Source organism: Chryseobacterium sp. SIMBA_029, assembly GCF_046535275.1.
GTDB lineage: Bacteria > Bacteroidota > Bacteroidia > Flavobacteriales > Weeksellaceae > Chryseobacterium.
The window spans coordinates 1-272 of the sequence record NZ_JAWRXA010000321.1; the positions used below are offsets into that span (position 1 = coordinate 1).

1 protein-coding gene is annotated in these 272 nt (G+C 41.5%); it reads right to left on the reverse strand.

What is annotated here, in order from left to right:
• On the reverse strand, window positions 1-272 hold a 272-nt coding region (locus SB679_RS24290), incomplete at both ends, for a lyase family protein (RefSeq protein WP_410704816.1).

A 272-nucleotide genomic window follows, 5' to 3' on the forward strand; every position in this document is an offset into this window, starting at 1 on the left:
GCAATATGCATTGCAGTAGGATAAGTATCATTAGATGACTGAGATTTATTGACATCATCGTTGGGATGAATTTCAGATTTATCACCTAACGTTCCCCCATTATTAACGTGTGCTCTGTTGGAAACAACTTCATTAACGTTCATGTTTGACTGCGTTCCGGAACCCGTCTGCCAGATCACCAAAGGAAATTGATCGTTAAGTTTTCCCTCCAGGATTTCATCACAAACCTTGGCGATCATATCCCTTTTTTCAGGAGGAAGTACACCCAGGTC